25 protein-coding genes are annotated in these 23918 nt (G+C 39.2%); all 25 read left to right on the top strand.

Annotation, left to right across the window (positions count from 1 at the left end; all coding sequences use genetic code 11):
• Positions 1–10 precede the first annotated feature (10 nt).
• The 25 genes from DJ533_RS15575 to DJ533_RS15455 all read left to right on the top strand — a co-directional run bounded on the left by DJ533_RS15575 (position 11) and on the right by DJ533_RS15455 (position 23910).
• Positions 11–817, top strand: coding sequence for an XAC2610-related protein (locus DJ533_RS15575; RefSeq protein ID WP_065994413.1), 807 nt, complete (start codon positions 11–13; stop codon positions 815–817).
• A 341-nt stretch (positions 818–1158) separates the two neighbouring features.
• Entirely contained in the window at positions 1159–2448 is a 1290-nt protein-coding gene (locus DJ533_RS15570; RefSeq protein WP_065994414.1) for a glycosyltransferase family 4 protein, read from the top strand.
• A gap of 29 nt (positions 2449–2477) precedes the next feature.
• Complete coding sequence (locus tag DJ533_RS15565; RefSeq protein ID WP_065994415.1) at positions 2478–3029, top strand: phosphatase PAP2 family protein; 552 nt, start codon at positions 2478–2480, stop codon at positions 3027–3029.
• 96 nt (positions 3030–3125) lie between these two features.
• On the top strand, positions 3126–3326 hold the full coding sequence (gene iscX / locus DJ533_RS15560; RefSeq protein WP_065994416.1) for a Fe-S cluster assembly protein IscX: 201 nt from the start codon (positions 3126–3128) through the stop codon (positions 3324–3326).
• 118 nt (positions 3327–3444) lie between these two features.
• Positions 3445–3876, top strand: a complete 432-nt coding sequence (ndk, locus tag DJ533_RS15555; RefSeq protein WP_016166212.1) for a nucleoside-diphosphate kinase — start codon at positions 3445–3447, stop codon at positions 3874–3876.
• 168 nt (positions 3877–4044) lie between these two features.
• Entirely contained in the window at positions 4045–5280 is a 1236-nt protein-coding gene (rlmN, locus tag DJ533_RS15550) for a 23S rRNA (adenine(2503)-C(2))-methyltransferase RlmN (RefSeq protein WP_065994417.1), read from the top strand.
• 44 nt (positions 5281–5324) lie between these two features.
• Entirely contained in the window at positions 5325–6128 is an 804-nt protein-coding gene (pilW, locus tag DJ533_RS15545) for a type IV pilus biogenesis/stability protein PilW (protein WP_065994418.1), read from the top strand.
• Positions 6119–6910: a helix-turn-helix domain-containing protein gene (locus DJ533_RS15540; RefSeq protein WP_065994419.1), complete on the top strand. Its 792-nt coding sequence runs from the start codon at positions 6119–6121 to the stop codon at positions 6908–6910. The genes pilW and DJ533_RS15540 overlap by 10 nt, the downstream gene beginning before the upstream one ends.
• Before the next feature lie 23 nt (positions 6911–6933).
• A complete protein-coding gene (ispG, locus tag DJ533_RS15535) occupies positions 6934–8055 on the top strand; it encodes a flavodoxin-dependent (E)-4-hydroxy-3-methylbut-2-enyl-diphosphate synthase (RefSeq protein WP_065994420.1) in 1122 nt (373 codons plus the stop codon).
• 3 nt (positions 8056–8058) lie between these two features.
• Positions 8059–9354: a histidine--tRNA ligase gene (gene hisS / locus DJ533_RS15530; protein ID WP_065994421.1), complete on the top strand. Its 1296-nt coding sequence runs from the start codon at positions 8059–8061 to the stop codon at positions 9352–9354.
• Between the two features lie 28 nt (positions 9355–9382).
• A complete protein-coding gene (locus DJ533_RS15525) occupies positions 9383–10084 on the top strand; it encodes a YfgM family protein (RefSeq protein WP_065994422.1) in 702 nt (233 codons plus the stop codon).
• Positions 10084–11232 (top strand): outer membrane protein assembly factor BamB, encoded by a 1149-nt coding sequence (bamB, locus tag DJ533_RS15520; RefSeq protein ID WP_065994423.1) that lies wholly within the window; start codon positions 10084–10086, stop codon positions 11230–11232. Before DJ533_RS15525 ends, bamB begins: the two co-directional genes overlap by 1 nt.
• A gap of 188 nt (positions 11233–11420) precedes the next feature.
• Positions 11421–12830 (top strand): ribosome biogenesis GTPase Der, encoded by a 1410-nt coding sequence (der, locus tag DJ533_RS15515; protein WP_065994424.1) that lies wholly within the window; start codon positions 11421–11423, stop codon positions 12828–12830.
• Positions 12831–13032: 202 nt separating this feature from the next.
• A complete protein-coding gene (locus tag DJ533_RS15510) occupies positions 13033–13659 on the top strand; it encodes a beta-ketoacyl synthase chain length factor (protein ID WP_065994425.1) in 627 nt (208 codons plus the stop codon).
• On the top strand, positions 13641–14462 hold the full coding sequence (locus DJ533_RS15505; protein ID WP_407647706.1) for a lysophospholipid acyltransferase family protein: 822 nt from the start codon (positions 13641–13643) through the stop codon (positions 14460–14462). Before DJ533_RS15510 ends, DJ533_RS15505 begins: the two co-directional genes overlap by 19 nt.
• The gene (locus DJ533_RS15500) at positions 14446–14706 is read left to right on the top strand and encodes a phosphopantetheine-binding protein (RefSeq protein ID WP_065994426.1); all 261 of its coding nucleotides are present in this window, start codon (positions 14446–14448) and stop codon (positions 14704–14706) included. Before DJ533_RS15505 ends, DJ533_RS15500 begins: the two co-directional genes overlap by 17 nt.
• Before the next feature lie 9 nt (positions 14707–14715).
• Complete coding sequence (locus DJ533_RS15495; RefSeq protein WP_065994427.1) at positions 14716–14964, top strand: acyl carrier protein; 249 nt, start codon at positions 14716–14718, stop codon at positions 14962–14964.
• Positions 14961–15542 (top strand): COG4648 family protein, encoded by a 582-nt coding sequence (locus DJ533_RS15490; protein ID WP_065994428.1) that lies wholly within the window; start codon positions 14961–14963, stop codon positions 15540–15542. The genes DJ533_RS15495 and DJ533_RS15490 overlap by 4 nt, the downstream gene beginning before the upstream one ends.
• Before the next feature lie 6 nt (positions 15543–15548).
• Entirely contained in the window at positions 15549–17273 is a 1725-nt protein-coding gene (locus DJ533_RS15485; protein WP_065994429.1) for an AMP-binding protein, read from the top strand.
• Positions 17266–18015, top strand: a complete 750-nt coding sequence (locus DJ533_RS15480) for a glycosyltransferase family 2 protein (protein WP_065994430.1) — start codon at positions 17266–17268, stop codon at positions 18013–18015. The genes DJ533_RS15485 and DJ533_RS15480 overlap by 8 nt, the downstream gene beginning before the upstream one ends.
• The gene (locus DJ533_RS15475; protein ID WP_065994431.1) at positions 18008–18934 is read left to right on the top strand and encodes an LpxL/LpxP family acyltransferase; all 927 of its coding nucleotides are present in this window, start codon (positions 18008–18010) and stop codon (positions 18932–18934) included. Before DJ533_RS15480 ends, DJ533_RS15475 begins: the two co-directional genes overlap by 8 nt.
• A 15-nt stretch (positions 18935–18949) precedes the next feature.
• Positions 18950–20500, top strand: coding sequence for an HAL/PAL/TAL family ammonia-lyase (locus DJ533_RS15470; protein WP_065994432.1), 1551 nt, complete (start codon positions 18950–18952; stop codon positions 20498–20500).
• 3 nt (positions 20501–20503) lie between these two features.
• A complete protein-coding gene (locus tag DJ533_RS15465) occupies positions 20504–20923 on the top strand; it encodes an acyl-CoA thioesterase (RefSeq protein WP_065994433.1) in 420 nt (139 codons plus the stop codon).
• A gap of 94 nt (positions 20924–21017) precedes the next feature.
• The gene (locus DJ533_RS15460; protein ID WP_407647749.1) at positions 21018–21611 is read left to right on the top strand and encodes a LolA family protein; all 594 of its coding nucleotides are present in this window, start codon (positions 21018–21020) and stop codon (positions 21609–21611) included.
• Positions 21586–23910: an MMPL family transporter gene (locus tag DJ533_RS15455; protein WP_065994434.1), complete on the top strand. Its 2325-nt coding sequence runs from the start codon at positions 21586–21588 to the stop codon at positions 23908–23910. The genes DJ533_RS15460 and DJ533_RS15455 overlap by 26 nt, the downstream gene beginning before the upstream one ends.
• Positions 23911–23918 lie beyond the last annotated feature (8 nt).

Below are 23918 nucleotides of genomic sequence, written 5' to 3'. Positions count from 1 at the left end.
TGGTGAAATCATGAAATTTAAAATAATACTCGCTCTTACAGCACTTGCTTTTTCAAGCATCAACCATGCTGAAACAGGGGCAGATTCGAAAAATCTAATACCACTTAACGATGTTCGTGTATCGATGCAGCGCATGTTACGTTCCACAGAAGGGCGTTATTTTTTAAGTCTTTATGCTGGAATTTGGAATCCACACGCCGTCATGACGGATTTGGTAGAGAATAAAAATATCGCTTTTAAAGGTTTGCAAAAAGCCAATCAATTGTCTTTAAAATCAGTAAATTCTGAGAAAGACAGTGTGTCAACGGGTGAATACCAACTGACAGGCAATCTAAACGCAAATACTGGATATTTTCAAACAGTATTAACAGAGGGTTCCAAAAATATAGGAAAAAATATTCAGTTTGAACCTGCAGTAAAAGTGAGTGATAAACCTGCATTTGTCTTTAAGTTTTATGGGGTATCAGCAGTAAATTATGGTGCTGCTCTGCAGCGTGTTGATGTCATTAATAAAAATAATAATCAAACTATTCAGACATTAACTGGTTTTTCTGCATATCCTAAAAGTGTGGGTTATATGGATATAAATTTTGATGGTTATTACGATGTGATCTTATCTGATATTTCACAAGGAAAAACTGTAGAAGAAAAGCGTTATATTTATTGGATGTATAATCCAAAAACAGGCCAATTCCAGCGTTCTCCTCAACTCGATCAAATTGTGGGTTTTCCAAATTTACATGGTGAAAAGCAGCTGATTGACTTTGGAAATGGTGTGGTTTATCAAGTAAAAAATGGTTTATTAAATCGAATTTAAGGATCGTGGATTTAAAAGCTAAATCATGTTGTCTATTTCAAGTGATTGGCTTCTGCGCTCAAGATTACTCAGAAACATTTTTTTAGATTGTTTCTAAAGTTGATGTATGTGCTGTGACACGACAAAACTGGATAAATATGTAAGGTCATTTTGCAAGATGTATCCGCTTGTTTAATTTGCTTCATTAATAAATTTGTGGGTGCATATAAGTTTTTTATGCACCTCTTGATTTTAGTTTAAGTAATGATTTTGCTGTAAGCAAAACGTCACCTCATTATCATCTAAATGTAAAAAAGATAGCCTAAACTATTCAAAAATGAAGAGAAGATTTAGGTAATCGTATGACAAAGACGTACGCAGAAGCCTTACTGTATAGACAACAAGAATTTCCAGATTATTTTAAATTTTATTTAAAGAAAAAAAACAATCAACAGCATATTTCTGAAAATTTAAATACCCTTCAAAAACTTGTTCGTCCACGGCTTAAAATTGCAATTGTGACGGAAACATGGCCACCTGAAATTAATGGGGTGGCGATGTCTTTGATGCAACTTTGTAAGGGCTTGCAAAAACAAGGACAGAAAATTTTATTGATTCGCCCAAAACAAAAACATCAGTGCCATGAATTTTCACCTAATAAAGAATGTTTAGTTACGGCACAAGCGATTCCTAAATATCCTGATATGCGTTTTGGTTGGCCACAATATTTAAAAGTTTCTCAAGCGATTTCTGATTTTGCACCAAATATTGTTCATATCGTGACAGAAGGGCCTCTAGGTTTTACGGCATTACATGCAGCAAAAGCGAAACATATTCCAGTGTCTAGTGGCTTTCACTCCCCATTTCAGGAGTTTAGTCGTTTCTTTGATTTGGCATTTTTAGTTAAACCGATTCAACATTATTTGAAATGGTTTCATAACAATACTCATCTCACCTGTGTGCCAAGCAAAGATACTGAAAAAGCATTGCGACAATTTGGTGTGACATGTCCTTTGTTGGTGGTAGGGCGTGGTGTGGATACAGAAAAATTTTCTGCACAGCATCGTTCAGAAAAATTAAGACGCACATGGGGTGTAGATGAAGATACTACGGTGCTGCTGTATGTTGGGCGATTATCCCCTGAGAAAGAAATTAATGTCTTGATTGATGCTTATGTAGCAATGAAAAGTCATCAAGAGAAAAAAGTAAAATTTGTGATCGTGGGTGATGGTCCAGAACGTAAGCGTTTAGAGAAGATGGCAGGCGCTGAGCAAGTCATTTTTACAGGTAGCTTAAGTGGTATGGCGCTTGCACAAGCTTATGCAAGTGCAGATGTATTTGTTTTTGCGAGTCAAGTCGAAACTTTCGGTAATGTTGTACTTGAGGCAATGGCAAGTGGATTACCTGTAGTTGCATATAATTATGCAAGCACACAACTTTATGTGAAACATCAACAAACAGGTTGGGTCTGTTCTTTAGGCGCAACCGATCAATTTATTCAAAATATTCTTCAACTTCCAAACAACGCAGTTTTGCATGATATGGGACAACATGCCATGCAGGATGTGCAAAATATCGGTTGGCAACATGCGGTACAACAATTTGAACAAGCACTTTATCAAGTCACGCAAGATCAGGTTTTAGTGACTTAAAACCATCTCGGATAGAGAGGAGAGCTAAAATGAATTTTAAAGAAACCAAAATAAAAATACTCGATCTAGATTTAAAAGGCTGCTTATATCTGAACAACCTGTCACATGTGCAACATATTGCTTTATTTTTTAAAGTGGTGAGTCGGCTAGGTGATGGTGCATTTTGGTATGCCATGTTGTTTGTTGTATGGCTAAACAAAGGCTTGATGTATGGTTTGAAGCTACTTTATGTGGTTTTAAGTGGTTTGATTGGGACAGGTATTTACAAAATACTAAAACACAAAACAGTACGTCCACGTCCTTATCAAGTACACCAAGTCATCGTCATGGGAGAGAGACCTTTAGATCATTTTAGTTTCCCATCAGGGCATACTTTACATGCTGTGATGACGACTGTAGTGCTGGGCTATATTCAACCTCTACTGTTGTTGATTATGATGCCATTTACAATTTTGGTTGCATTGTCGCGTATGGTACTAGGTCTGCATTATCCAAGTGATGTAATTGTCGGTGCTTTGATTGGGGCGACTGTAGCAAGTATGATCTTGGTTGCTGCACCGTTTTTAAATATTGCTTTATAAATATTTTAAAAATGATTTAGAAAATAAAATCTATTTTGGCAAAGCTTGGGAGTTTGCTAAAGTAGGCATATACATTGGATGGATAGGATGAGCTGAATGGGCTTACGTTGGACAGATACCATTGATATTGCAATCGAGCTATATGAAGCTCACCCAGATGTCGACCCACAATGGGTTAGATTTACGGACTTACATGCATGGATTTGTGCATTACCTGAGTTTAGTGATGACCCAAGCAAGTCAACCGAAGGCTTATTAGAAGCCATTCAAATGGCTTGGATTGATGAAGCCAATTAAAAAACTAACTCAATCTGTCTAAAAAATCATTTTTTTACAGTTTAAACAGCGGAAAATGGCGCATTATTCGGTATAATGCGCCAAAATTTTCGTGTCAATTTGACTTAAGGAGCCAATCATGGCTATTGAACGTACTTTATCTATCGTAAAACCAGACGCAGTTGCTAAAAACCACATCGGTGACATCTTTGCTCGTTTCGAAAAAGCTGGTCTTAAAATCGTTGCGACTAAAATGAAACACCTTTCTCAAGCTGAAGCTGAAGGTTTCTACGCTGAACATAAAGAACGTGGTTTCTTTGCTGACTTAGTTGCTTTCATGACTTCTGGTCCAGTTGTAGTATCTGTGCTTGAAGGTGAAAATGCAGTACTTGCTCACCGTGAAATCTTAGGTGCAACAAATCCTAAAGAAGCTGCTCCTGGTACAATCCGTGCAGATTTCGCTGTAAGCATCGATGAAAATGCGGCTCACGGTTCTGACTCTGTTGCTTCTGCTGACCGTGAAGTAAACTACTTCTTCGCTCAAACTGAAGTTTGCCCACGTACTCGTTAATTCTGAGTCGTTAGGGTCTAAAATAGATCGCTGAAGCATTCAGCCTTTTGTAAATTGTAAACAGACCCTGAACCAGATAAGTGTTATACTGCTTGTCTGGTTTTTTTATTTTTAATGTTCGAATATTGAACGAATCCTACCCATCGGCATGTTTTTTAGGTAATACTCATGAATTCTGAAGTTGTCGCTTCGTCATTAACGCAAGATGAACAGAAGCCTGCATCATCAAAATCTGCACAGCAAACACATGTACAGAAAGTGAATTTACTGGGCATGTCACGTCCGCAATTGGAAAAATTTTTCGAAGATATGGGGGAGAAAAAATTCCGTGCAGGACAGGTGATGAAATGGATTCACCAATTTTTTGTGACGGATTTTGCTGAGATGACCAATATTTCAGGAAAATTAAGAGAAAAGCTAGAAAAAGTCTGCGTGATTGAAGCGCCAGAAGTAGTACACCGTAATTATTCAAAAGATGGAACTCGTAAATGGGTATTTCGTGTTGGTGATGGTGAAGGCTCTTTGGTTGAAACCGTGTTGATTCCTGCTGAAGATAAAACAGGTTCACGTAAAACTCTATGCATTTCGTCACAAGTCGGCTGTGCATTGGACTGTTCATTCTGTTCTACAGGCAAACAAGGTTTTCAGCGTGACTTAACTCCTGCGGAAATTATTGGTCAGTTGTGGATGGCAAACTATTCTTATATGGAAGACGTAGCCATTGCTGAACGTGAGCGCTCAGTGACCAATGTGGTGATGATGGGTATGGGTGAACCATTACTCAATTATGATGCTGTTTTAAGCGCAATGAATATCATGCTAGACGATTTTGCATATGGCATGTCGAAACGTCGTGTAACACTGTCAACATCAGGTGTGGTGCCAAAAATTGATCAATTGGCACAAGATATTGATGTGGCATTGGCGATTTCTTTACATGCGCCAAATGATGAACTTCGTAACGAATTAGTGCCAATTAATAAAAAATATCCATTAGAACAACTGATTGCAGCGTGTCAGCGTTATATTGCCAAAGATGGCAATGAAAGCTCTCGTAAGCATGTCACCATTGAATATGTCATGTTAGAAGGGGTGAATGATCAACCTGAGCATGCACAACAAATGATTAAGTTGTTGAAAAATTTACCAAGTAAAATTAATTTAATTCCATTTAATCCATTTCCACACGCACCATATGGGCGTTCAAGTCGTAATCGCATTATTTCTTTTCAAAAAACTTTGTCTGATGCGGGATTTGTGTGTACGATTCGTCAGACACGTGGTGATGATATTGATGCAGCGTGTGGTCAATTGGTCGGACAAGTGGCTGACCGTACCCGCCGTGCAGAACAATGGAAAAAGAAAGTGGCACAGCAGAACGAGATTTTGCGTTCACAAGGTTGACCATTTTTAAAATTAAATATGGGGATCAGGCTTTGAGAAATAAAATGTACCAAAAAACAGTCGCAATTGCAGCGATCTGTTGCGCTGCGTTGTTGACACAAGCATGTCAAACGACACAAACTGGATCGGTTTTGAAAAAAGATCCTGAAAAAGCAGTGAAAGTGCGAACTCAATTGGCTGCTGAATATATTCGGACCAATGATCTTGATGCGGCAAAACGTTCACTAGATCAAGCCTTGGAAATAGACGCTGGTGACTCCACTGCAAATATGATGATGGGGGTTTTGCTGCAACAAGAAGGCAGTAAAATCAGCATGGATAAAGCAGATGGATATTTTAAACGTGCTATTTCTCGTGATCCAGACAATGCTCAAGCCCGTAATAACTATGGGACTTACTTATATTTATCGAAACGTTATAATGATGCCATTGAACAATTCAAGATTGCAGGTGCAAGTTTGGGTTATGACCAACGCTATAAAGCGTTGGAAAATCTTGGCAGAGTTTATTTGTTGACTGGGGATAGTGAAAATGCTGAAAAAACATTCAAGCAAGCCCTGCAAGTCAATCGAGATTCGGTTATCTCTTTAATCGAGTTGTCAGAACTATTATATTTAAAACAACAAAATGCTCTAGCAAGCCAGTTGTATGAGCAATTTGTTCGTTTAGTGGGTCAAAAAAATCAAGATCCAAGAGCGCTTTGGATCGGAATTCGTATCGCAAGAGCGAATGGCGATCAGATGGGATCGCAAGTATTGGTTAATCAACTACGTGCTTTATTCCCTGAAAGTCAACAATATCAACGTTATTTGCAATTACAGTACAGTACTGAGGCCGTATGGAAGTAAATCCTAATTCACAGCAACCTACTGGTTCAAACGTAGCACCTAATGGTTTAGGAAATGTTCAGCGTCCGGGCGAGTACTTACGTCAAGTGCGTGTTTCACAACATCGTGATATTAAAGTCGCTGCTACGGACTTAAATATGCCTTTAAAAACTTTGGAAGCTTTGGAAAAAGATGATTATAAATCTTTACCTGAAGCGACCTTTATCAAAGGCTATTATCGTTCCTATGCAAAATATTTAAATGTCGATGCGACGGCTATCATCCAACGTTTTGATGATATTTATCAAAATGATACTGGGTTGATGCCAAATCATGCTTTAAATAATTCACCTATTAAAATTATGGGTAAACTGCCTGGGTCAAACAGTGATCGTAATAAAAAATGGTTGAAACGGGCTTTGATTGCGCTGATTGTTTTGGCTGTGATCTGGGCAGTAGTTGCGGGTATTCAAAAATGGTCAGCAAGTAAAAATGATGATGTTGATGCTAAGCCGCAACAATCAGGTGTTGAAGTTTTGTCAATGAGCAATGCGGCGAGCACAACGACAGGTGACCAAATGGTGTTAAATTTTAGTCGACCAACGTCTGTGAATATTGTAGATAGTACAGGCAAGGTTTTGGCTACAGGTCGCCAATCTTCAACATTGACATTGACAGGTGAATCGCCATTCCAGATTCGACTTGATGATGCTTCTGCCGTGTCATTAAGCCTTAATAATGAACAGATTTCATTGTCTCCATATACTGTGAACGGAAAAGCAGAATTCCGTTTATCTCGTTAATTCAAATTAAGTCGAGCGGTACAATGATTGAAAATCCTATAAAACGCCGTCCAACCCGAAAAATCCGTGTCGGTTCGGTGTATGTTGGTGGTGATGCGCCGATTAGCATCCAAAGTATGACCAATACTGAAACCTGTGATGTCGAGGCAACGGTTGCTCAGATTCAGCGTTGTGTGGATGTGGGAGCAGACATCATGCGTGTGTCTGTGCCAAGCATGGAAGCAGCCCAAGCTTTTGGTGAAATTCGTAAACGTGTGACTGTACCTTTGGTTGCAGATATTCACTTTGATTATAAAATCGCACTTGCTGTTGCTGACTTAGGTGCGGATTGTTTACGAATTAATCCGGGAAATATTGGCTCGGAAGCGAAAATCCGTGAAGTGGTTGCGGCAGCCAAACATCATGATATTTCCATGCGAATCGGGGTGAATGCAGGTTCATTGGAAAAAGATATTCAAAAAAAATATGGCGAGCCTACAGGTCAAGCATTGCTTGAATCTGCGATGCGTCATATTGATATTTTAGATCGTTTAGATTTCCAAGAGTTTAAAGTATCGGTCAAGGCATCGAATGTATTTTTAACGATGGATGCCTATCGTTTACTCTCCGAGCAAATCGACAATCCATTGCATTTGGGGGTAACAGAAGCAGGTGTCTACCGCACAGGTTCTGTTAAATCAGCGATTGCTTTGGGTGGTTTGTTGATGGAAGGCATTGGCGATACCATGCGTATTTCTTTGGCAGCAGAGCCTGAAGAAGAAATTAAAATCGGTTTTGATATTTTAAAATCATTGAGCTTGCGTTCTAATGGCATTAATTTTATTGCTTGCCCAAGTTGTTCACGTCAAGAATTTAACGTGATCAAAGTGATGCAAACTTTAGAAGAGCGTTTAGAAGATGTGCGTACACCGATGGATGTGTCCGTGATCGGATGTAAAGTAAATGGGCCAGGCGAAGCCAAAGAAGCTGATATTGGTGTGGTCGGGGCTGCACCGCGCTCACTGGTCTATCGTAATGGTGAAAAGAGCCATTTGATTGATACTAATCAATTGGTTGATGAAATCGAAGCAATGGTTCGTCAACGTATTGTAGAGCTTGAAGAAGCGAAAGCTAAAGAGATTATCCGCACAAGTTTTTCTGAGTAAGTCATGAGTTCAATTGTCGCAATTAAAGGTTTTAATGATATTCTTCCAACGCAAACCCCTGCGTGGAGACGTTTAGAACAACATTTAGCATCATTGATGGATGCGTATGGTTATCAACAAATTCGTTTACCAATGGTGGAACAAACCAATTTGTTTAAGCGTTCTATTGGTGATGCAACGGATATTGTTGAAAAAGAGATGTACACATTTTTAGACAAAGGTAATCCACCAGAGTCTTTGACTTTGCGTCCTGAAGGGACAGCAGGTTGTGTACGTGCCATGCTTGAACACAACTTACTTCGTGGTGCAAACCCACGTGTTTGGTATGTGGGACCGATGTTCCGTTATGAAAAACCACAAAAAGGGCGTTATCGTCAGTTCCATCAGTTTGGTGTGGAAACTTTTGGAGTTGCAACACCTGACCAAGATGCAGAATTGATTTTGATGACTGCACGTTTGTGGAAACGCATGGGCGTGGCGGATAAAGTTCAATTAGAGTTGAATACTTTAGGCGAGTCAGATGAACGTGCGGAATATCGTACTGCATTGGTTGAATTTTTAAATGCACATAAAGCAGAATTGGATGAAGATTCTCAGCGTCGTTTAAGCACCAATCCACTGCGTATTTTAGATTCTAAAGATGCACGTACTCAAGAAATCTTGGAAAATGCGCCTAAGCTGCATGACTTCATGGGTGAAGATACCATGCAGCATTTTGCACAGTTGCAGCAATATTTAACTGATGCAGGTATAGAATTTGTAATCAATCAAAAACTAGTACGTGGTTTAGATTATTACAATAAAACAGTATTTGAATGGACAACTACACATTTAGGGTCACAAGGCACCGTATGTGCGGGTGGTCGTTATGATGGTTTAGTTGGACAGTTAAAAGCTAAGCCAGAACAATCTGTACCAGCAGTTGGTTTTGCGATGGGTATGGAACGTTTATTGCTGCTTCTTGAGCAAGTTGAAGACAATACCCCAGTCCGTGAATGTGAATTGTTCTTGGTGTCTGATCCAGCAACACAGGGCAAAGCTTTAGTTTTGGCTGAGCAAATTCGTGATCAACTTGAAACAGCAAATCGTTCTATTCGCTTAAAAACAGGTTCACAAGGGTCGATGAAAAGCCAAATGAAAAAGGCAGACCAGTCAGGTGCAGTGTATGCCTTGATTTATGGAGAACGTGAACAGGCAGCACAACAGGTCTTAGTCAAAGAGCTTGCAACAGCAGAACAACATGAAGTCAAAGTTGCTGACTTAGTGGCATTTTCTATAGAAAAACTTTCTTCAAAATAACTGAAAACATGATTAAAAGGGCAATCACATGAGCGCAATGACTGACGAAGAACAACTAGATAGTTTGAAGTCATTTTTTAAAAAATATGGCTCAGCGATGGTGAGCGGCGTTCTCATTGCGTTGATTGCCTTTTTTGGTTGGGAATATTGGCAAAAGAACAACTTAGCGGATGCTCAAAATCAAACTGCTAAAGTGCAGCAATTACTTGATCAAGCACAAGCGGCACAAGGTGATGCAAAAGCAACGGCTGCTTTAGCACCGGCTGCAGATAAACTGGTAAAAGAAAACCCTGATTCGATTCAAGCGATTCAAACTCAATTTGCCATGGCAAAACTAGCATATGAGCAAGCAGACTATGCCAAAGCGGAGCGTGAACTAAAAAAAGTTGAAAACTCTAAAATCGATGATAAAGGGATTTTACAAGCGGTTAAAATCCGTTTAGCAGATGCACAATTTGCACAAAAGAAATATGATGAAGCGCTAAAAACGTTATCAGCAGTCACTGAGCCAACTTTTAAAGCGACTGCAGAAGAAATGAAAGGCGACATTTATGTGGTAAAAAACGATGTTGCAAATGCGAAAAAATCGTATCAAGCTGCATGGGATGCGTTATTGGAACGTAAACAAGAGCGTCAAATTTTACAAATTAAACTCGAAAGTGTCGGCGTATTAGTAGATGATCCTGATTTTGAACGCCCAATTTTAGAAACACAAGTGGAAGAGTCTTAATGGATAGAAAATATAAAATACCTTTTGCTTTGGCAATATTATCAGCAGCACTTATGGGCTGTTCAAGCAATAAAGTCAAAGAGGAAAAAGTTAAACCAAATCCATTGCCAAAAATTGCACAGGCAACAGGACTCATACAAGTATTTTCGCAAAGTGTTTCTTCAACCGATAAAGAAGATCCATTACGTTTAAGACTTGATGCAGACAATGGCAAGATTTTCTTGCTCGATCCGAATGGAAAAGTTGAAGCATATCAGGGGAAACAACGTCTTTGGTCGAAAAAAGTCACTAAAAATGGCTTAAGTTCAGGTGTTGAGGCAGCACAAGGTTTAGTGATTGTTGGCAATACCAAAGGTCAATTGTTTGCTTTAGATCAAGCAACAGGCGAGCAAAAATGGGTTGCACAACTTTCAGGTGCGATCATTAGCCCAGCACATATCCAAACGGGTCGTGTGATTGTGGTCGCCAATGACGGTACGGTATATGCTTTTGATCAAGAAACTGGTCAACAAGCGTGGACGTATAAGCTTTCAAATGCTTCATTTAGTTTGCGTGGACAAGCTGCGCCAGTAGAGCTTGATCCAAGAACAATCGCCGTAGCGACTTCTACAGGTTATGTATATGCCATTGATAGTTTATCTGGAATGCCACGTATGCAACGTCGTGTTGCAGTGACAGATGGGCGTTCAGATATTCAACGTTTAATTGATGTTGATGGTGAACCTGTGGTGGTGGGTCAGTTTGTGGTGACCAATAGCTATCAAGGTCAAGTAACAGTACTCGACTTAGCTTCACAACGTGTCATTTGGAGTGTCGATGCAGGCAGTGCAACACGTCCAGAAGTTTATGACAATAAAGTATTTGTAGCGCAAAGCAATGGTAAAGTTGCAGCTTTAGATTTGGCTTCAGGTCAAGTGATTTGGTCAAATGATCAATTGTTAAATCGTCAACTAAGTAATGCGGTGATGTTAGGTCAATATTTGGTTGTTGGTGATTTGGATGGAGTGTTACATTTGATTGATCCAAATTCAGGTACGATTGTAGGTCGCTCAAAAACCAGCGGTGAAGTGCGTACTTTACGTGTGATTGATAATCAACTCTATGTTGCAACACGCACAGGTAAATTAACTGTTTGGCAGAACCGTTAATTTTTTTAACGCTTGTGTTAAACTAATGCCTATATTTTTAAAGACTCGGGGTGATTGAATTTCAATACCCGAGTTCTTTGTTTTAATGAATTTGATCGAAAGGTCTTGAAGCATTTGCTTCTACATTCTTCCTCGCTCTCTGATGTTCAGACCAGTCCAGCTGGCTGATCTTGAATTAAGGTTAATCTATGAAACCCGTTATTGCGCTCATTGGACGTCCGAACGTCGGAAAATCAACATTATTTAACCAGATTACCAAGAGTCGTGATGCCTTGGTCGCAGACTTTGCGGGTCTGACACGTGACCGTAAATATGGCGATGCGGTGTACCAAAATAAATCTTTCATCGTCGTCGATACTGGGGGAATCGGTGAAAGCGAAGGTGGCATCGACTCTTATATGGCAGAACAGTCGAAAACTGCCATTAATGAAGCAGACATTATTATTTTTGTGGTGGATGCTCGTGCAGGGTTGTTGGCATCGGATGAGCAAATCGCCCGTGAATTACGTACATTAGGTAAAAAAGTATTTTTAGTTGCCAATAAAGTAGATGGCGTACATGCTGAAGCTGCTTTGGTTGAATTTTTCAAACTCGGTATGGGTGAACCTTTACAAGTTGCTGCAAGCCATGGCCGTGGTGTGCAACAAATGCTTGAAGATGTGCTCGAAGATATCCCTGAAGATGAAAGTGAAGAAGAGCACGACAAAGCGACAGGTTTGCGTTTGGCGATTATTGGTCGTCCTAATGTCGGTAAATCAACCTTAGTTAACCGTTTGTTGGGCGAAGAACGTGTGGTTGCTTTTGACCAACCTGGTACAACCCGTGACTCGATTTATATTCCTTTTGAGCGTGATGGTCGTCAATACACGTTGATCGATACTGCAGGGGTGCGTCGTAAAGGTAAAGTTGATGAAATGATTGAGAAATTCTCAGTTGTGAAAACTTTGCAAGCGATGAAAGATGCGCATGTGGTTGTGATTGTAGTCGATGCACGTGAAGGAATTGTTGAACAAGATTTGCATTTGATCGGCTATGCACTTGAAGCAGGGCGTGCCATGGTGATTGCCATTAACAAATGGGACAACATGACTGAGTATGATCGTAAACAATGTAAGCTTGATGTCGAGCGTCGTTTTGATTTTATTCCTTGGGCAAAAATTCATTTAATTTCAGCATTACATGGTACAGGTGTGGGCGATTTATATCCTTCGATTCACCGTGCTTATGATTCGTCACATTTAAAAGTGTCACCTGCAAAACTTACGCAAATTTTGAATGATGCGACGGATGCACACCAACCACCAATGTTTAGTGGTAAACGTATCAAAATGCGTTATGCACATATGGGTGGACAAAATCCACCAACAATTGTGATTCACGGCAATAAAGTAGATAAAACGCCTGCGGATTATCGTCGTTATTTAGAAAATGTCTTCCGTAAAGTATATAAACTTGAAGGAACACCCGTAAGGATTGATTTTAAAACTTCAGAGAATCCATTTGAAGGTCGTAAATCACAAATAGATGAGCGGACGGCAGCACGTCGTCGTCGTTATATTCAGAAATTTAAGAAAGCTGAAAAGAAATTTAAACGTTAATTTTCATTGTCTTATAAATTTAAATAAAAACACTCAAAGCAAAATTTGGGTGTTTTTGTTATTTGATTAAATAAATTTCTAAAAATACAAAAAACAAATTGATTTCTTATGAATATTTTTATTATGCAGTGATATAATCAGCACGCAATTTTAGGGGTTGCGACAAAAATAGAATAGCGATGTGGTAGGTAGATGACTCAATATGATTCAATTGAATATCTCGCAACTTAAATATAGTTGTGCAGGAGAGAGTTTTCCTGCGCTTACACATATTCCTGCCATGCAGCGTCGACGTTTATCTTCTATTGCGAAGTTGGCTTTAAATAGTGCAATTGAGTGCTTAAGTCAAGGTCAGGTCGATTATATTGTTTGGGCATCGCAATATGGCGACGAACATAAAACCTATAAAATTTTAGAAGATGTATTACAAGATATAACCCCTTCACCAACGCAATTTTCAACTTCTGTACATAATGCTATTGCAGGCTTGTATTCAATCTTGTGTCAGGATGCAACACCTTCAACAAGTTTATGTGCAAGTTGGTCGGAAGCTGTGCTTGAGGCTTATGCGTATTTAAAAACTGTATGCCCACAAGGGCGTGCAATGGTGGTGTATTACGATGAAGCTTTGCCTGAGGTGTATAGCGAATATCAAGATTTTCAAGGTTTTGCATTGGCTGCGCTGATTGATTTAACAAGTTCAAACTTGTATTTGAATGAGCGCGGTTTGTTACACACTGAGCCTAAGTATTTAGAGGCAAAACATTTTTATAATTTTTGGACACAGCCCTCACAGCAAAATTATGGTGCATGGTCAAGATACTCATGATGAAACAGATTCGAAAAAAAATAAACCATGTATGGCGTGTAGGTGCAACAGGTTTTAGTTTTGCAAGTTTTGGTTTAGGGGGCGTTGCGATTGGTGGCATCATTGCGCCTTTAGTTAATTTAAGCAGTACAGATCCAAAAACTAGACAAGATCGTGCACAACAAGTCATCCGTTATAGTTTCAAAGGTTTTACTGAAATGATGGTCAAATTGGGCATCATGACCTATGAGATTGAAGGCTTAGAAAAACTACAGCAAAGTCGACAAGAACTGGTAATTGCCAATCATCCAACTTTGGTAGATGTTGTGGTTTTGATCAGTCTTATGGAAAAAGCCAACTGTGTAGTCAAACAAGCCCTTTGGTCAAATCCTTTTACCAAGGGACCTGTGCGTTCAGCAGGATATATTTTAAATGCGGGTTCAGAGCAATTCATTCATGATTGTGTGGCACGATTACAAGAAGATCATGCAGCATCGTTACTGATTTTCCCTGAAGGCACACGTACAGCCAAAGGTGAGATTTTAAATGAATTTCAGCGGGGTGCTGCCAATATTGCGTTACGTGCCCACGTGCCGATTCGTCCGGTTCTCATTCGATGTACGCCTTCAACATTAACTAAAAATGAAAAATGGTATCATGTGCCATCTGAACCTTTTCATATCCAGATTAAGGTTTTGGATGCGATCCAGATTGATGACGTTCTCGCAGAACCTCAGGTTTCTCCAAAGCAAGTTCGTCAATTGAATCAAAAGCTTCAACAATTTTTTACACTAGAGTTATCCAACAATGAGCAATCTTGCTGATGAATTAAAACAAATGATTATTGATGTACTTGCACTCGAGGACATCAGCATAGATGATATCGACACTGAAGCCCCTTTATTTGGGGATGGCTTAGGTTTAGATTCAATTGATGCATTAGAATTAGGGTTGGCGTTGAAAAAGCGTTACAACATCCATTTGAATGCTGAGTCTGCAGATACCAAGCAGCACTTTAAATCGATTCAAAGTTTAGTTGCTTTGGTTGAAAACCAACAAAAAGCATAAGAGGTTAAGATGTTAACGCAAGATCAAATTTTAGAAAAACTGCGTGAGTGGATGGAAGAGTTATTTGAAATTGAACCTGATGATATTCAGCTTGATTCAAATTTATATTCTGATCTCGATGTAGACAGTATCGATGCTATTGATTTAGTCGTGAAAATTAAAGAGTTAACAGGTAAACAAGTGCAGCCTGAAGATTTTAAAAATGTCCGTACTGTGCAAGATGTGGTCACAGTCATTCAAAATATGTCGGCTGAATGAAATCGGTTATAAAAGGGATCGTCATTATTTTAATGATTTTGTATCCCTTTTTGATTGGTTGGGGATTATCGCAAGGGCACTTTGTTTGGGTCAGTGCGATTTTAATTGTACTGGGTGTGATGCGATTATTGAGCAAAGGTAACTCCCTATTATTACCTCTGACTTGGTTTGCCATTTTGTGTGGTGGTTTAAGTTTACTCTTAAAAGACCATGCTTGGTTGAAGATGTATCCTGTTTTTATGAGTGTGGGTGCTGGCATTATTTTCGCAACAACATTGATCAAACCGCCGTCAATGATTGAACGTTTTGCACGCTTAGTCGAACCTGACTTGCCTGAATCTGGGGTGATCTGGACGAGAAAAGTTACCATTATCTGGTGTGTTTTTTTTGTTATAAATGCAGTAATTGCTTTATATACGGTGATCTTTGCACCCATGAAAGTTTGGGTGATTTATAATGGTTTTATTTCCTATATTTTGATGGGAATTTTATTTTTAGGCGAATTTATTTTACGTAAACGCCAGCAACGTTTAAATCAGCAAGTTTTGGCTGAGTTAGATGATCAAAATAACGAGTGATATCAAATGTTGTGTCATTTCCAAACGCATATTCAATCTTCAAAAATATTTTGTATTCAAGAAGATCTACGCCAAATCAGTTTTGCAGATTTTTGGCAAGATGTTTATCAGCAAGCCAATCTCATGCAAGGTTTGGATGCTAAGCAATATGCACTTTGGGAAAATAACAGTTATGAATTCTTAGTTTTATTCTTCGCAGCTTTACTTGGCAACAAGCAGCTTGTACTCGTCCCCAATCGTGTCAAAGATTTAGAGCTTGAGTTGGCAGAACAGGGGATTTATTTTTTAACGCGTCAGCAAATTTCTGAACATTCACATGATTGCGTAAATAACATTACTCCCCCGCAGCTTCAGTTTGATGATCATTTTTTGCAAACAGGACACGTCTATTTTTATACCTCAGGTTCGACCGGGCAACCTAAAAAAATTCCAAGAACATTGCGTCAATTGTTGAATGAAGTACAGGGTTTGGATCAAAGCTTTGATTTAGATAAAGCTTGTATTGCCATTGCGACAGTCAGTCACCAACATATTTATGGTTTATTGTTTAAATTATTGTTGCCTTTGGCGAGTGGACGCAGTTTTTATTCTCCTCAACTCGCATTTCCTGAAGATGTGGTGGCAGCCCAGCAGAGATTAAGCGTATTGAAGCAATACAATTATGTCATTTCTAGTCCAGCTTTACTCAAACGTTGGACAAAGGATGTCGTATTGCAAGAGTGTCAATATGTTTATTCTTCAGGTGGGAAGCTTGAGTCAGGTGTGCGTCCTTACTTAAACCGTCCGATTGTTGAAGTATTGGGGAGCTCTGAAACGGGGGGGATTGCCCATCGTCAACAGGATGATGCTTTGTGGACACCTTTTGCCAATGTTCAAATTCAAGTAACTGAACAAGAAGAATTAGGTGTGAAAACCAATCATGCGTTTACTGAGGATTGGATTTTTACAGGGGATCGCGCCAAAAGCGTAGATGCAACGAACAGTAAATCTGTATTTCAGTTGTTAGGACGTTTAGATCGTATCGTTAAGTTAGAAGAAAAGCGTTTGAGTCTGGATGCGATTGAGCAAAAAATATTAAGTTTGCATGATGTTGTGGAATGTCATGCTTTATTGCTTGAAAAAGAACATCGGCAAATCCTAGCTTGTGTTACGGTGCTGACAGAGTCTGCACAACAAGTTTTAGTACAAGGCGGTAAAGCCTGTTTTGTAGCACAACTCAAACAACAACTTATTGATAAATTAGAAAGTATCGCAATACCACGGCAGTGGCGTTTTTTATCCCAATTGCCACGAAATAGCCAGTCAAAGTTAAATAAACAAATGATGCAAGCTTTGTTTCAACCGCAATTTTCTCCTGTGGTTTTACAACATCAACAAAATACCGACAATGCTAAATTTCAGCTTGAATTTTCTCCTGAGCTGGAATGTTTTAAAGGACATTTCCCTGATTATTCGATCTATCCTGGAGTGGGGCAAATTAGTTTTATTCAGCAGTTTGCGAAACAAATTTGGTCAGATTTGGCATGGTGCAATGGTTATGAACAACTTAAATTTCAAGATTTGATTAAACCATTTGCAATCGTTGAGCTAACTTTAGTTCGTAAACAGCACAAAGTTCATTTTGAAATGCGCTCGGCTGAACAGTTGTTGGCTTCGGGGCGTTTGCTGTTTGCATTGCAAAATGTACAAAATGCTTTAGAGGTAAAAGCAACAGGAGCTGAGCATGTCTAAATATGGCTTTGTCATTCCTGTTTATAATCATCCGCATTATATTCAGGCTTTGCTAGAACATTTAAATCAATTTGCCCTGCCTATTATTGTGGTGAATGATGGAAGTGATGAAGCCTGTAGCCAATTATTACGCACATTAGCGACTGCATTTAAACATGTTGTGTTGCTGGAACATGCGTTAAATCAAGGCAAAGGTCAGGCAGTGATGACAGGTTTAAACAAAGCATTTGAGCTTGGTTTGAGTCATGCTTTACAAATAGATGCAGATGGGCAGCATGATTGGGCGGATATCGCAAAGTTTTTAGACATCTCTCAACAACATCCGCAAGCTATGGTGATTGGTCAGCCGATTTTTGATGACTCTGTCCCGAAAAGACGCTTATATGGACGTTATGCCACGCATATTTGGGTGTGGATCAACAGTTTATCTTTTGAAATTAAAGACAGTATGTGTGGCTTTCGAGTTTATCCACTGGCACAAACGATTCATATTTTAAATACTGCAAAATTTCAACCCCGTATGGGTTTTGATAGTGAGATTTTAGTACGTTTAAAATGGGAAAATGTCCCTTTCATCAATGTGCCGACCAAAGTGATTTATCCTGAACAAGGTATTTCACATTTTCATGTGTGGCGTGACAATTTAGGGATGAGCAAGGCGCATTCACGTTTATTGGCAGGCATGTTATTACGTTTGCCTAAATTATTAAAAAATAAATTCACAGGTTCAACGGATGTCTGAATCTGCTCGTCCACAATGGAATCAACTCAAAGAAAAGGGCGGCATGCTGCCACTGACTTTAATGTTGTGGTTCTATCGCATTGGTGGGCGAGTATTGTGTCGTATCGTATTGTATTTTGTGATCATGTGGTATTGGCTATTTTCGAATCTAGCCAAACAAGCTTCTTTAGAATATCTCAATAAATTACATCAGTTTGCAGGTGAACGCTCACCATTTTCACAAGCACCAACATTTGCGCAGACATATACGCATTTGATGCAATTTGGTGAATGTATTTTAGATAAAATTGAAGGGTGGTTAGGTTCGATTCCTGAGCAAAAGCTAAATTTGTATGGGCATGCGCATTTTCGTGCACATTATCAAAAAGGTGCGATCATTATGGTATCGCATTTTGGCAATGTAGAATTATTGCGCGCGATTAAATCCGAACATCCGCAAAAAATTAATGTGTTGGTTTATCAAAAGCATGCTACTAAATTCAATCAATTTTTAAAGACAATTAATGATAAAGCAGACATTCATTTGATCTCAGTCGATGAGTTAGGGATTGAAACTGCGATGTTACTACAAGATAAACTAGATCAAGGTGAATGGGTGATCTTAGCGGCAGATCGTGTGCCTGTGCAGTCACAACGTGTACAGAAAGTGAGTTTTTTAGGTGAGGATGCACAGTGGCCACAAGGTGCATGGATTTTGGCGAGTTTACTCAAAGTTCCTTTATTGGCAGTGTTTTGTTATCGGCAACAAGATCAGTTTGATGTACATATTCATATGTTGGCTGACAAAGTCGATTTACCGAGAGCAAATCGCTTGGCGACCATGCAAGTGATTACCCGTCAATATGTTGCTTTACTAGAACAGCATTGCATACGCGCACCTTATCAATGGTTTAATTTTTATCATTTTTGGAATAAGTAGTTGGAAAATAACAAGATGCAAGTTTTAGTGATTGGGGAGCAAGCCTTAACAATCGAACAAATTGTGGCTGTAGCGCAAAATCGTTGCCGTGTGACACTGCCTGAAACAGCAGAATGGCGAAATTTGATTCAACGTGGTGCAGATTTTCTTGATCAATTGTTAGATGAAGAAGGTGTGATCTATGGTGTGACCACGGGTTATGGTGATTCCTGTCTTGTGGAGATCCCAACACATCAAGTCCATGAGTTACCACTACATTTATCACGTTTTCATGGCTGTGGTTTAGGGCAAAACTTAGATTTGGTTACAGCACGTGCAGTGGTCGTGACGCGTTTATGCTCTTTGGCACGGGGGTATTCAGGTGTGTCATTGGCATTGTTAGAACGTTTAGTATGGATACTGAATGAAAATATTATCCCTGTGATTCCATCTGAAGGTTCAGTCGGCGCAAGTGGTGATTTAACGCCATTGTCTTATATTGCAGGGGCATTGGTCGGTGAGCGTGATGTCTATTTACAATCACAAGAGAAGATTGTTCCCATTGCACAAGTCTATGCTGACTATCAACTTCAAGCTTTAGTTTTACGTCCAAAAGAAGGTTTGGCTTTGATGAATGGCACGGCAGTAATGACCGCAATTGCTTGCCTAAACTATAAAAAAGCTGAGCAAATTTCTTTAACGAGTAGCTTGGTAACTGCACTGAACGTTTTGGCTTTAGAAGGTAATCCAAGCCATTTTGATGAAGTATTATTTGCGCAAAAACCACATCAAGGCCAACAACAGATTGCAGCACAATTACGAAGTTGGCTAAACAGCGAAGTACAAACAGAACATCAAAGTCCACGTTTGCAAGACCGTTATTCATTACGTTGTGCACCGCATATTATTGGTGTTTTTGAGGATTCTAAACTGTGGTTACGTCAGTTTATTGAAAATGAATTGAACTCAAGCAATGATAATCCATTGATTGATCCAGTGAATTTGCGTGTTTTACATGGTGGACATTTTTATGGTGGACATATTGCACAAGCCATGGACAGTTTAAAAATTATGATTGCCAATATTGCGGACTTGATGGACCGACAACTTGCACAATTGGTCGATCATAAGATGAATCATGGTTTACCACGCAATTTAACAGGTTCAAGTCTTGAGCGTTTACCACTCAATCATGGTTTTAAAGCAGTACAAATCGCGGTGTCTGCATGGACAGCAGAAGCCTTAAAACAAACACTCGCAGCTTCAATTTTTTCACGTTCTACCGAATGTCATAATCAAGACAAAGTCAGTATGGGCACCATTGCAGCACGAGATGCCAGTCGCGTGATTTTATTGACGGAACAAGTGATGGCAGCACTTTGTTGTGCTGCAGTACAAGCGATTCGACTCAAAGGCTTATCTGAAGAATTAGGCGACGTGTTAACGCAGTTCCAACATTGGGTGCTTGAAAGCTTCACTTTTGTAGAGGAAGATCGCCCTTTACAACAGGATTTACAACGTTTGGTCGATCGTTTTGAACAGTTTGATTTTTTAAATGCCGATGATCAACAGTTGAAATGGAGCTAAGTTATGCATGCTGATGTGATTATTGAAATTCCATTTCATGATGTGGATACCATGAACATTGTTTGGCATGGACATTACATTAAATATTTTGAGATCGCGCGCTGTAAATTACTGGATGAGTTTCAGTACAACTATGTGCAAATGAAAGCATCAGGTTATGCGTGGCCAGTGATTGAAAGTTATGTACGTTATGTACAAGGTATTGAGTTTCAACAGAAAATACGGGTACGTGCCATTTTAAAAGAATGGGAAAATCGTTTGAAAATCGAGTATCAAATTTTCGATGCTGATTCAGGTAAACGTTTAACCAAAGGCTTTACTTCACAAGTTGCAGTGAATATTGACACGCGAGAAATGTGTTTCCAATCACCTTCTGTTTTGTTTGAGCGTTTAAATGCCTGGTCGGCTTTTCAGCCTGCTTAGCTTGAGTGGAGAGAAATTTTTTATGCAAAATATCAGAATTCAATCTCAAGCATTTTCTATGCGGAAGTTTTTGCTGAGCTGTGCGTGTGCTGCGATGGCTTGTATGACTTTTTCAACAGCCAGTTTTGCACAAAATACGCAAGTCAGTCAGATTTTTACGCAATTGTCTGCCACCCCGATAGTACGTGCACATTTTCAACAACAAAAGAGCCTTGCGTCTTTAAATAAAACCTTTGTTTCCAATGGAACAGTTTTATTTTCTAAACAAAATGGGGTTTTGTGGCAAATTCAAAATCCAGTACAAGCCAGTTTAATTGTGACACCGAAAAAATTAGTACAAAAAACTCAACGTACTTTTAGTCAAATTGAAATTGATAAATCCCCTTATGGTTCTGTGGCGACCCTATTTTTACAGCTCATGTCAGGCAATGAAGCAGCATTGGTAAAAAACTTTAATGTGGTTTCAGCAAATTATTCACCGACACAGTGGAATGTGACGCTTACGCCAAAGAGCAGTTTGTTTAAAAAATTATTTGTACGTGTCGATGCGCAAGGGCAGCGTTTTGTGGATCGTATCGTCATTACTGAAAAAGCCAATAATGCAACCCGTATTCAATTTAGTCAGCATACGACTCAACCTGTTCAAATGATGGCGAGTGAAGATGCTCTTTTCAAGTTGGCAAAATAAATTTACTGCGCTTTGGGTTGCTGTATTATTGATCGTGGCAAGCTATCTGACTTATGCATGGTTGCAGCGTGACATTCATATACAAACCAATATCTTTGCTTTGTTGCCAGAAGAAAAACAAGATCATGCCGCTGAGCAAACACAGAAATATGTTAGTGAACAACTGAATAATAAAGTTTTTTTGGTGGTTGATGCACCGAATGGTCAAGTGATGCAACAAGCAACGGATTTGCTTAAGCAACGTGTGGCTAAGACGAATTTATGGCAACCACTCAAACCACAGTTAGATACAGAAAAATTTGCACAAACCTTATATCAGCATCATGCAGGTTTGCTCAGTGCTGATGATATTGCTTTGTTAAAACAACATGATTATGCCAGTTTAACTGAGCAAGCATTATTGCAAATCATGAGTCCAGGTATGCCGATCAGTGCTGATTTATTACAAAAAGATCCTTTGTTGTTGTTTCCCCGTTTTGCCATGAATTTGTCCAGTCAGAAAACGGATCAAACGATTGAGATGGAGCACGGCTTTGCAACCATTCATGATGAAAAAGGTAATTCTCGCTTTTTTAGTTTAGAGCTGACACAAAGTCCTTATAATATTGATTATCAAGAAAATACGACAGATTGGATGCAACAACTGGACGCTGATTTAACTAAAATCGGGGCGAAAACGCATTGGACTGGCACACTTTTATTTTCAAGCTTTGGCACACAATCGGCTGAAAAAGAAATTTCTACGATTGGCTTAGGCTCAAGTTTGGGTGTGTTGTTATTGGTTTGGTTTGGTTTTCGGTCTTTGCGTCCCATGTTGACTGAGTTTATTGCAGTCAGTAGTGGGTGTTTGTTGGCATTTGCTATCACGCATGGGGTATTTGGTGAAATTCATCTGATGACTTTGGTTTTTGGCGCAAGTTTGGTCGGGGTATGTGTTGATTTTTCTTTTTATTTTATGGCATTGCAGTCGCAACATCCAAAAGTGAATGGTTTTAAAGTTTTAAAACCAGTATTACCCAGTTTATTCATGGGGTTGATGACGACTTTGGTCGCCTATGTATTTTTAACGTTTACACCTTTTCCAGGTTTTAAACAAATTGCGGTATTTTCTATTGTTGGGCTGAGTGCAGCATGGATCACAAGTATTTTATTGTTGCCACGCTTGAAAGCTTTAAATGCACAACCTGCGATTGATACTTTACACTTTATTGGTCGTACACGAGATTATGTACTCAGCCATGATCGCTTACGCTTTTGCATGATCGCTATGATTGCGGTGGTGTCGATCAGTAGTTTGTATTTTCTAAAAGCCAATGATGACATTCGTAATTTACAAAGCATGGATCAAAAGCTGAAACAAGAAGATCATTATGTACGTGAGCGTTTTGGGCAACAGCAAAGTAGTGATTATTTTGTGATTCGTGCCAAGGATACAGCTGAACTCGAGCAACTTGAACAAGATTTATTGGTCAAATTAAATCAGTTACAGCAACAAGGGCAGTTGCAAAGTGTACAAGCCATTGGGCAATCTGTCCCATCCTTGGCAACACAACGTGCCAATATTCAACTGTTACAACAGATTCCTAAAGCTGACCTAGAGAGCTATGCCACAGCCATGCAGTTGAATGTAAATGATATTCTGAATTGGCAGCAGCAGCTTTCCCAGCAACCATTATTAACAATGTCTACTTTTGCGCAACATCCCTTGGCATTTTTACAGGTCAATAATCACGAACGCCTGGTGATGGTGCAAGGTGTGCAGCAGACACAACCATTGGCACAGTTACAAACAGCACAGATTCACTTTTTACAACCTGTTAGTAGCTTATCTGCATTATTTCATGATCATCGTATTCAAGCACAGTATTTACTGTTTTATGCTTTGGTGGCATTGCTGATCGGATTGGCTGTGATTTATGGTATCAAATCTATTGTGGCGTTGATTTTACCTGTCAGTTTGGCTTTGCTCAGTACGTTTGCTGTACAAGCGTGGCTCGGTGTAGAAATTAACTTGTTTAGTGTTATGGGGACATTTTTGATTATTGGGATTGGGGTAGACTATGCGATTTTTTATCGGCATGGGCATGATCATCCACAAGTCGTGGGGATGGCATTATTTTTATGTATGATGTCGACGTTACTCGGCTTTGGTTTATTGTCTTTTAGTCATACCTATGCCATTCATTGTTTTGGTTTAACTGTTTTATTTGGTGTTATATTTTCATTTATTTATGCCACGATTTTTACGAAAGCAGATAATAAACATCGTATTATTTTACAGAATCAGCAAGATAGCTGAGATTGGGG

It is taken from the genome of Acinetobacter defluvii (assembly GCF_001704615.3).
Lineage (GTDB): Bacteria > Pseudomonadota > Gammaproteobacteria > Pseudomonadales > Moraxellaceae > Acinetobacter > Acinetobacter defluvii.
This window is presented reverse-complemented; position numbering and strand designations above follow the sequence as displayed.

Excerpts from the sequence above, each read along its gene's own strand:
- DJ533_RS15485 (WP_065994429.1), top strand. The coding sequence starts at position 15,549 with ATGTTGTGTCATTTCCAAACGCATATTCAATCTTCAAAAATATTTTGT.
- pilW (WP_065994418.1), top strand. The coding sequence starts at position 5,325 with ATGTACCAAAAAACAGTCGCAATTGCAGCGATCTGTTGCGCTGCGTTG.
- DJ533_RS15490 (WP_065994428.1), top strand. The coding sequence starts at position 14,961 with ATGAAATCGGTTATAAAAGGGATCGTCATTATTTTAATGATTTTGTAT.
- DJ533_RS15525 (WP_065994422.1), top strand. The coding sequence starts at position 9,383 with ATGAGCGCAATGACTGACGAAGAACAACTAGATAGTTTGAAGTCATTT.
- DJ533_RS15540 (WP_065994419.1), top strand. The coding sequence starts at position 6,119 with ATGGAAGTAAATCCTAATTCACAGCAACCTACTGGTTCAAACGTAGCA.
- iscX (WP_065994416.1), top strand. The coding sequence starts at position 3,126 with ATGGGCTTACGTTGGACAGATACCATTGATATTGCAATCGAGCTATAT.
- DJ533_RS15495 (WP_065994427.1), top strand. The coding sequence starts at position 14,716 with ATGTTAACGCAAGATCAAATTTTAGAAAAACTGCGTGAGTGGATGGAA.
- DJ533_RS15575 (WP_065994413.1), top strand. The coding sequence starts at position 11 with ATGAAATTTAAAATAATACTCGCTCTTACAGCACTTGCTTTTTCAAGC.
- DJ533_RS15455 (WP_065994434.1), top strand. The coding sequence starts at position 21,586 with ATGCTCTTTTCAAGTTGGCAAAATAAATTTACTGCGCTTTGGGTTGCT.
- bamB (WP_065994423.1), top strand. The coding sequence starts at position 10,084 with ATGGATAGAAAATATAAAATACCTTTTGCTTTGGCAATATTATCAGCA.
- DJ533_RS15510 (WP_065994425.1), top strand. The coding sequence starts at position 13,033 with ATGATTCAATTGAATATCTCGCAACTTAAATATAGTTGTGCAGGAGAG.
- ndk (WP_016166212.1), top strand. The coding sequence starts at position 3,445 with ATGGCTATTGAACGTACTTTATCTATCGTAAAACCAGACGCAGTTGCT.
- rlmN (WP_065994417.1), top strand. The coding sequence starts at position 4,045 with ATGAATTCTGAAGTTGTCGCTTCGTCATTAACGCAAGATGAACAGAAG.
- DJ533_RS15570 (WP_065994414.1), top strand. The coding sequence starts at position 1,159 with ATGACAAAGACGTACGCAGAAGCCTTACTGTATAGACAACAAGAATTT.
- DJ533_RS15465 (WP_065994433.1), top strand. The coding sequence starts at position 20,504 with ATGCATGCTGATGTGATTATTGAAATTCCATTTCATGATGTGGATACC.
- DJ533_RS15500 (WP_065994426.1), top strand. The coding sequence starts at position 14,446 with ATGAGCAATCTTGCTGATGAATTAAAACAAATGATTATTGATGTACTT.
- DJ533_RS15470 (WP_065994432.1), top strand. The coding sequence starts at position 18,950 with ATGCAAGTTTTAGTGATTGGGGAGCAAGCCTTAACAATCGAACAAATT.
- DJ533_RS15475 (WP_065994431.1), top strand. The coding sequence starts at position 18,008 with ATGTCTGAATCTGCTCGTCCACAATGGAATCAACTCAAAGAAAAGGGC.
- ispG (WP_065994420.1), top strand. The coding sequence starts at position 6,934 with ATGATTGAAAATCCTATAAAACGCCGTCCAACCCGAAAAATCCGTGTC.
- DJ533_RS15460 (WP_407647749.1), top strand. The coding sequence starts at position 21,018 with ATGGCTTGTATGACTTTTTCAACAGCCAGTTTTGCACAAAATACGCAA.
- DJ533_RS15505 (WP_407647706.1), top strand. The coding sequence starts at position 13,641 with ATGGTCAAGATACTCATGATGAAACAGATTCGAAAAAAAATAAACCAT.
- der (WP_065994424.1), top strand. The coding sequence starts at position 11,421 with ATGAAACCCGTTATTGCGCTCATTGGACGTCCGAACGTCGGAAAATCA.
- DJ533_RS15565 (WP_065994415.1), top strand. The coding sequence starts at position 2,478 with ATGAATTTTAAAGAAACCAAAATAAAAATACTCGATCTAGATTTAAAA.
- DJ533_RS15480 (WP_065994430.1), top strand. The coding sequence starts at position 17,266 with ATGTCTAAATATGGCTTTGTCATTCCTGTTTATAATCATCCGCATTAT.
- hisS (WP_065994421.1), top strand. The coding sequence starts at position 8,059 with ATGAGTTCAATTGTCGCAATTAAAGGTTTTAATGATATTCTTCCAACG.